This is a genomic window from Streptomyces sp. ME19-01-6, from assembly GCF_033793745.1.
Classification (GTDB): Bacteria; Actinomycetota; Actinomycetes; order Streptomycetales; family Streptomycetaceae; genus Streptomyces.
Map to the genome: position 1 here is coordinate 1 of NZ_JARAXF010000075.1, position 8,140 is coordinate 8,140.

Here is an 8,140-nt window from a genome sequence, read left to right on the forward strand (position 1 = left end):
AAACGGCGCCAACGCCGCCTCACACTCCGCAATCCGCGCCGCGAACACCGGCGACGAACCCAGCAACCCCACACCCATCCCCCGCCACTGCGCCCCCTGCCCCGGAAACACCAACACCGCGCCAGTTCCCCGGCCCGTGGCCGTCACCACGCGCTCGCCGGTCGACACCGCACCGGAGGGCATCCCCTGGGCCAGGGCCTCCAGGCCCGAGACCAGTTCGCCGCTGTTCCGGCCCACCACCACGGCACGCTGATCGAACGCCGTGCGGCTGGCCACCAGCGACCAGCCCACCGCCGCCGCGTCCGCGGCCGAGTCACCCGCGAACTCCGCCAGCCGCGCCGCCTGGCCCCGCAGCCCCTCGGCCGACTGCCCGGACACCACCCACGGCACCACACCACCCACCGGCGCCAGCTCAACAGCTCGGGGCTCGTCCTCTTCCGGCGCCTGCTCCACGATCAGGTGCGCGTTCGTGCCGGCGACGCCGAACGCCGAGATGCCCGCGCGCCGGGGGTGTTCGGCCTCTGGCCAGGGCCTGGCCGTGTCGAGCAGCCGCACCGCCCCGGCCTCCCACTCGACGTGCGGGCTCGGCTCGTCGATGTGCAGGCTGGCGGGCATCACGCCGTGGCGCATCGCCTGCACCATCTTGATCACGCCCGCGACCCCGGCGGCGGCCTGCGTGTGCCCGATGTTCGACTTGATCGACCCCAGCCACAACGGCCGCCCCTCCGACCGCCCCTGCCCATACGTCGCCAGCAGCGCCTGCGCCTCGATCGGGTCACCCAGCGTCGTACCCGTCCCGTGAGCCTCGACCGCGTCGACGTCGCCCGGTGCGAGGCGGGCGTTGGCCAGGGCCTGCCGGATCACCCGCTGCTGCGAAGGCCCGTTCGGCGCCGTCAGGCCATTCGACGCACCGTCCTGGTTGACGGCAGAACCCCGCACCACCGCCAGCACCCTGTGCCCGTTCCGCCGCGCATCCGACAACCGCTCCAGCAGCAGCACACCAACGCCCTCACCCCACCCCGTACCATCCGCGGCCCCGGCGAACGACTTGCACCGCCCATCCGCCGCCAGCCCCCGCTGCCGCGAGAACTCCACGAAGAGACCGGGGGTGCCCATCACCGTCACCCCACCCGCCAGCGCCAGCGAGCACTCCCCCGCCCGCAGCGCCTGCGCGGCCATGTGGATCGCCACCAGCGACGACGAACAGGCCGTGTCCACCGTCACCGCAGGGCCCTCAAGCCCCAGCGCGTACGACAACCGCCCCGAGAGCACCGCGCCCGCCGTGCCGGTAACGAGGTAGCCGGTGATCTCCTCTGTCACCTCGCTGAGCTGGGCGGCGTAGTCGTGCACGCTCATCCCGGCGAAGACGCCCGTGCTGCTGCCCTTCACGTCGTCCAGGGTGAGCCCGGCCCGCTCGAACGCCTCCCACGCGGTCTCCAGCAGCAGCCGCTGCTGCGGGTCCATCGCCAATGCCTCGCGCGGCGAGATCTCGAAGAAGCCGGCGTCGAACTCGCCCGCGTCGTAGAGGAATCCGCCCTCGCGCACGTAGCTCTTGCCTGGACGCCCCGGGGTCGGGTCGTAGAGGGAGTCGAGGTCCCAGCCCCGGTCGACCGGCGGGCTGGCGATGGCGTCGACCTCGTTGGCGACGAGCCGCCACAGGTCCTCGGGGGAGGCGACCTTGCCGGGGTAACGGCAGGCCATCCCGATGATCGCAATCGGTTCGCGGTTCCGTTCCTTCAGGTCGTTCAGCTCTCCGAGCGCCTGACGCAGATCGGTGGTCGCCTGCCTGAGGTAGTTACGGAGCTTCTCGGTCTTCTCGGTGTCCGCCATGTCGCCCTCAGTCCCGTCGGGAGGTGTCGCCGTTGTCCGCGTGGTTCCGGGCGCCGCCGCCGTGGAGTCCGCTCAGTTCGTCGAGAACGTAGAAGAGTTCGTCGTCGGTCGCCGTGCCGAGGTCGTCGTGGTCGGGGGCCACCGAGAGCGCCGACGCGGCGCCCGCCTTGTGCGCCAGCTCCTGCAGCCGCCCGGCGATGGCGAGGTGGTGCTGCCGCTCTTCCCCGTCGCCGCCGTTCAGCACCCCCGCCAGGGCGGCCTCGATCCGGTCCAGCTCCGCGAGCAGCGAGGCGGCTGCGGCCTCCCCGTCGGGGGCGAGGCGTTCGTGGAGGTGGGCGGCGATGGCGGCAGGGCTGGGATGGTCGAAGACGAGAGTGGCGGGCAGCCGCAGCCCGGTGTCCGCGTTGATGCGGTTGCGGAGTTCGACAGCGGTCAGCGAGTCGAATCCCAGCTCGCGGAACTTCTGGTCCGGCTGGAGCGCGGCCGCGCTGTCGTGGCCGAGTACTGCCGCCGCGTGGCCGCACACCATGTCCAGCACGGCCTGGCGCCGGTCGGCCTCGGGCAGGGTGAGCAGCGTCTGGCCGAAGGAGCCGGGGGACGCCGCCGACCGCACGCCGCCGGCGGCGCCCTGAGCGGCGGCGTTCGGCAGCAGGTGCCGCAGCACCAGCGGGACTTCGCTCCTGCGGGGGTGGCGGCGTATCCGGGCCAGGTCGAGCCGGGCCGGGACGAGGAAGGGCTCGCCGCCCGCGACGGCGGCGTCGAAGAGGGCGAGCGCCTCCTCGGGGGTGAGGCCGTTGACGCCGATCCGCGCGTTGCGGGCGACGACGGCCTTGAGGCCCGCCATGCCGGTGTCCTGCTCCCAGTAGCCCCAAGCCAGCGAGGTGCCGGGGAGACCCTGGGCGCGGCGGTGGTGTGCCAGCGCGTCGAGGAAGGTGTTCCCGGCGGCGTAGCTGCCCTGTCCCGCACCACCGATGACGCCGGCGAGGGAGGAGTAGAGCACGAACATCGACAGGGGCAGCCCGCGCGTCAGGTCGTGCAGGTGCCAGGCGGCCTCGGCCTTAACGCGCAGCACCTCGCGCAGCTCGTCGGGGGCGATGCTCTGCACGATGCCGTCCTTGACGATGCCCGCCGTGTGCACGACCGCCGTGAGGGGGTGCTCGCCGGGGACGGCCGCCAGCAGGGCGGTCAGCGCCGCGCGGTCGCCGATGTCGCAGGCGGTCAGCGTGACCTGGGCGCCGAGGTCGGTGAGGTCGGCGGCCAGCTCGGCGGCGCCGGGCGCGTCGGCGCCCCGGCGGCTGGCCAGGAGGACGTGGCGGGCACCGTACCGCGTGACCATGTGGCGCGCGATGACGGCGCCGAGCGCGCCGGTGCCGCCGGTGATCAGCACGGTGCCGTCGGGGTCGAACGCCGGGAGCTCGGGGTCGGCGGCGGTGGGCTCGGGATCGCCGGCTGGGTGCCGGGTGAGCTGGGGGGCGTGGATGCTGCCGGCGCGCAGGGCCAGTTCGCGCTGGTCGGAGGTGAACGCGGCGGCGAGGGCGGCGGGCAGGGCGCGGAGCGAGGCGTCGCTGTCGTCCAGGTCGAGGAGGACGAGCTGGCCCGGCTGCTCGGACTGGAGGCTGCGGGCCAGACCCCACAGCGCGGCGGCGGCCAGGTCGGGTACGTCCTCGCCGGGGTGGGTGGCGACCGCGCCCCGGGTGACGAGCGCGAGCTGGCTGGTGCTGAGGACCGGGTCCGCCAGCCACGTCTGGAAGGCGGCGAGGTGGGAGCCGGTCACCTCCCGCGTCCGCTCGGCGGCGTCCTGGGAGCCGGGGACCACGGCGAGGATCAGCTCGGGAGCGGTGCCGGAGTCCGCGATCGCCTCGCGGAGGGCGGGCAGGTCGGGGCAGGTGAGCGTGGTGTCCGGCAGGACGCCGAGAAGCGGCTCGTCCGCGTCGGCCCCGACGACCGCCATCCGTAGGTCGGGGAGGGGCGGCGCGAGGGCGGGCGCCGGGAGGGGTGCCCACACGAGGTGGAACATCGAACGGCGTTCCGCGCCGCCGCCCGCGGGCTGCAGCTCCGCGAGCCTGACCGGGCGCATGGCCAGCGCCTGAAGCGTCGCGACCGGCGCGCCCTGGGGATCGGCGGTGGCCAGGCTCAGCTCCTTGTCGGCGCTGACGCGGACGCGGACCCGCAGGTCGGTGGCGCCGACCGCGTGCAGGCGCAGCCCGCTCCAGGAGAAGGGGAGAACGATCTCCTCCTCGTCGTCGCCGCCCTGGCCCTCCGCTCCCTGCTCCGCGCCGAGGGCAACGGCCCGCAGCGCGGCGTTGAAGAGCGCGGGGTGCAGGCCGTACGCCGTCGCGTCGGCGCGTTCGGCATCGTCCAGCGCGACTTCGGCGTACAGCTCCTCGCCGAGCCGCCACAGCCCGGCGATGCCCGGCTCGGGCACGGGCGGCCGGATGGGGGTGGCGTCGGCCGGTGGCCAGACGCCGTCGAGGGGCTCGGGCGCGGGCGCGGCGTCGTCCGGGCGCGTCGCGAGGGTGCCGCTGGCGTGCCGCGTCCACGCCGCCTCGTCCTCGTCGCCGTCGAGGCCGGTGGCAGGCCGGGAGTGGAAGGTGATGGACCGCTCGCCGGACTCGTCGTTCTCGCTCGGCGGTCCGACGGTGACCTGGAGGTGGATGGCGCCCTCGTCGGGGATGACGAGCGGGGCGTGCAGGGTGAGTTCGGAGACGTGGTCACAGCCGGCGCGGGCGGCGGCGTGCAGCGCCAGGTCGGCGAAGGCGGCGCCCGGCATCAGGACGCTGTCGCCGACACGGTGTTCCGCCAGCCACGGCCAGGTGTGGGTCTCGCGGGAGAGGCGGCCGGTGAGCACCAGCGTGTTCTCGTCGGCGAGCTGCATCGCGGCGGCGAGCAGCGGGTGGTCGGGGTTGGTGAGGCCCAGTTCGGTGGGTTCGCCGGTCCGGTCGGCGATCAGCCAGTGGCGCTGTCGCTGGAAGGCGTAGGTGGGCAGGTCGAGCAGGGGCGGGGCGGGGGCGGCGGGGTCGGTCACCCCGAACCACGCCTTCCAGTCCACGGGCAGTCCGGCGGTGAACGCCTGGCCGAGGGCGCGGGCGAGCTGCGCGGGGCCGCCCTGGTCGCGTTGCAGCGTGGGGACGACGGCGACCGGAACGTCCAGTGCCTCGGCGGTCTCCTGCACGCCGACGGCGAGGACGGGGTGCGGGCTTGCCTCGATCAACACCCGGTAGCCGTCCGCGAGTACAGCCTCGACGGTGGTGGAGAAACGGACCTGGTGGCGGAGGTTGTCCACCCAGTACGCGGTGGTCAGCGTCGAGGTCTCGATCCGCCCGCCCGTCAGCGAGGAGTAAAACGCCACCGTGGTGTCGAGCGGCGTGACCTCCCCCAGCAGCGCCATCAGATCGTCGGCGATCTCATCCACCTGCGGACCATGCGACGCGTAGTCCACATCAATCACCCGCGCCCGCCTACCGGTGGCCGCCACCGCCGCAACCACCTCAGCCACCGCCTCCGGCGGACCGGAAACCACGGTCGAGGACGGCCCGTTGACCGCCGCCACCCCCACCCCCGCACGCCCGCCGATGAACTCCTCCGCCTCCGCCTGGCCCACAGCCAGCGACGCCATCGCCCCACCACCCGACAACGCCCGCAACGCCTGGGAGCGGACGGCCACGATCCGCGCCCCGTCCAGCAAACTCAGCGCACCCGCCACAACAGCGGCAGCGATCTCCCCCTGCGAGTGACCCACCACCGCCGCCGGACGAACGCCGTACGACTCCCACACCGACGCGAGGGACACCATCACCGCCCACAACACCGGCTGCACCACATCCACCCGCGCCGGATCAGTGTCCCCTTCCCCGCGCAGCACCTCGGTCAACGACCAGTCCACAAACGGCGCCAACGCCGCCTCACACTCCGCAATCCGCGCCGCGAACACCGGCGACGAACCCAGCAACTCCACACCCATCCCCCGCCACTGCGCCCCCTGACCGGGGAAGACGAGAACGGGACCGGCTCCGCCGGAGGCAGCCGCGCCGGTGCCGGTGACGACGGCGCCCGAGGGCGCGCCACCCGCCAAGGCGTCGAGCGCGGTCAGCAGTTCGTCGCGGTCGCGCCCGACGACGACGGCGCGGTGGTCGAGGACCGACCGGCTGGCCACCAGCGACCAGCCGACCGCCTCGCCCTCCGCATCCGAAGCACGGGCGAACTCCGCCAGCCGCGCCGCCTGCGCCCGCAGCGCGTCAGGGGACTGCCCGGACACCACCCACGGCACGACACCGCCCAGCGGCAGCAACTCGACGGCCTCGCGGCTCTCCTCCTCTTCCGGTGCCTCCTCCACGATCACGTGGGCGTTCGTCCCGGAGATCCCGAACGCCGAGACGCCCGCCCGCCTCGGACGCCCGGCTTCCGGGAACGGGGTTGCGTCCGTGAGCAGTTCGATAGCCCCGCTGCTCCAGTCCACGTGTGGCGTGGGGGCGTCGATGTGCAGGCTGGCGGGGAGCATTCCGTGCCGCAGTGACTGCACCATCTTGATCACGCCGGCGACCCCGGCGGCGGCCTGCGTGTGCCCGATGTTCGACTTGATCGACCCCAGCCACAACGGCCGCTCCTCTGGCCGCCCCTGACCGTACGTCGCCAGCAGCGCCTGCGCCTCGATCGGGTCACCGAGGGTGGTGCCCGTCCCATGCGCCTCGACCGCGTCCACCTCGGCGGCCGACAACCCGGCGTTGGCCAGGGCCTGCCGGATCACCCGCTGCTGCGAAGGCCCGTTCGGCGCCGTCAGGCCATTCGACGCGCCATCCTGGTTGATGGCAGAACCCCGCACCACCGCCAGCACCCTGTGCCCGTTCCGCCGCGCATCCGACAACCGCTCCAGCAGCAGCACACCAACGCCCTCGCTCCATCCCGTTCCGTCGGCGGCGGCGGCGAAGGGCTTGCACCGGCCGTCCTTCGCTATCCCCCGCTGCCGCGAGAACTCCACGAACCCTCCCGGTGTCGCCATCACCGTGACGCCACCCGTCAGGGCCAGCGAGCACTCCCCCGCCCGCAGCGCCTGCACCGCCATGTGGAGGGCGACCAGCGAGGAGGAGCACCCCGTGTCCACCGTCACGGCCGGGCCCTCGAAGCCCATCGCGTACGAGAGCCGGCCCGAGACGATGCAGCCCATGTTGCCGGTGCCGATGTACCCCTCCACGTCGGCACTGGAGTGGTTGACGATCGAGAGGTAGTCGAAGATGGTCGCGCCCGCGTAGACGCCCGTGTTGCTGCCGCGCAGCGTGCCGACGTCCATCCCGGCGTTCTCGAAGGTCTCCCACGCGGTCTCCAGCAGCAGCCGCTGCTGCGGGTCCATCGCCAGCGCCTCGCGCGGCGAGATCCCGAAGAAGCCCGCGTCGAACCGCGTCGCGTCGTAGAGGAATCCGCCCTCGCGCACGTAGCTGGTGCCGGGCCGGTCGGGGTCGGAGTCGTAGATCGTGTCCAGGTGCCAGCCGCGGTCGGTCGGGAAGGGGCCCACCGTGTCCGTGCCCGCCACGACCATCTCCCACAACTGGTCGGCGTTGGAGACGCCGCCGGGGAAGCGGCACGCCATGCCGACGATCGCGATCGGGTCGCCGGCGTCGGCGGGCAGCGCGTGGAGGTGGGTTGGGGCCGTGCCGGGCTCGACGCCGGAGATCTCGGAGAGGAGGTAGCCCGCCAGGTCGTCGGCGGTGGGGTAGTCGAAGATGAGGGTGGTCGGCAGCGGGAGGCCGATGCTGGAGCTGAGCTTGTTCCGCAGCTCGACGGCGGTCAGGGAGTCGAAGCCCATCTCGTTGAACGGGCGGGTCGCCGTGATCGCGTCGGGACCGGCGTGGCCCAGGACGCTCGCCGCCAGCGCCCGCACGTGCTGCGAGAGCACCTGCCGCCGCTGGGCCGGCGCGGCGGCCTCCACCTGGCGGCGCAGCGGACTGTCGGCCCCGGCCCGCGCGCCCTCCTCCAGCGCCTCGGCCACCTGCGGGATATCCACCAGCAGCTGGCTGGGCCGCTGGGCGGTGAAGGTCTGGGCGAACCGCACCCAGTCGATGTCAGCGACGGTGAGCACCGAGTCGCCCTGCGCGAGGGCGTCGCCGAGCACGCGCAGCGCGGCGTCGGGCGCCATCGCGCCCAGACCACGGTCGCGGAAGAAGGAGGATGCGGTGTCGCTGGCGACCATGCCGACGCCGACCCAGGGGCCCCAGGCGACGGACAGGCCGGTCAGGCCTTCGGCGCGGCGGCGTTCGACGAGCGCGTCCAGGTGCGCGTTGGCCGCCGCGTACGCGCCCTGCTGCCCGCTGCCCCAACT

The 8,140-nt window shown here is 73.7% G+C and carries 2 protein-coding genes; both read right to left on the reverse strand.

The annotated features are described in order from the left end of the window. Window positions 1-1,830: type I polyketide synthase (locus tag PV419_RS52520; RefSeq protein ID WP_319701187.1), on the reverse strand; the 1,830-nt coding region annotated here is incomplete at its 3' end. A gap of 7 nt (window positions 1,831-1,837) precedes the next feature. Beyond that, window positions 1,838-8,140: SDR family NAD(P)-dependent oxidoreductase (locus PV419_RS52525; RefSeq protein WP_319701188.1), on the reverse strand; the 6,303-nt coding region annotated here is incomplete at its 5' end.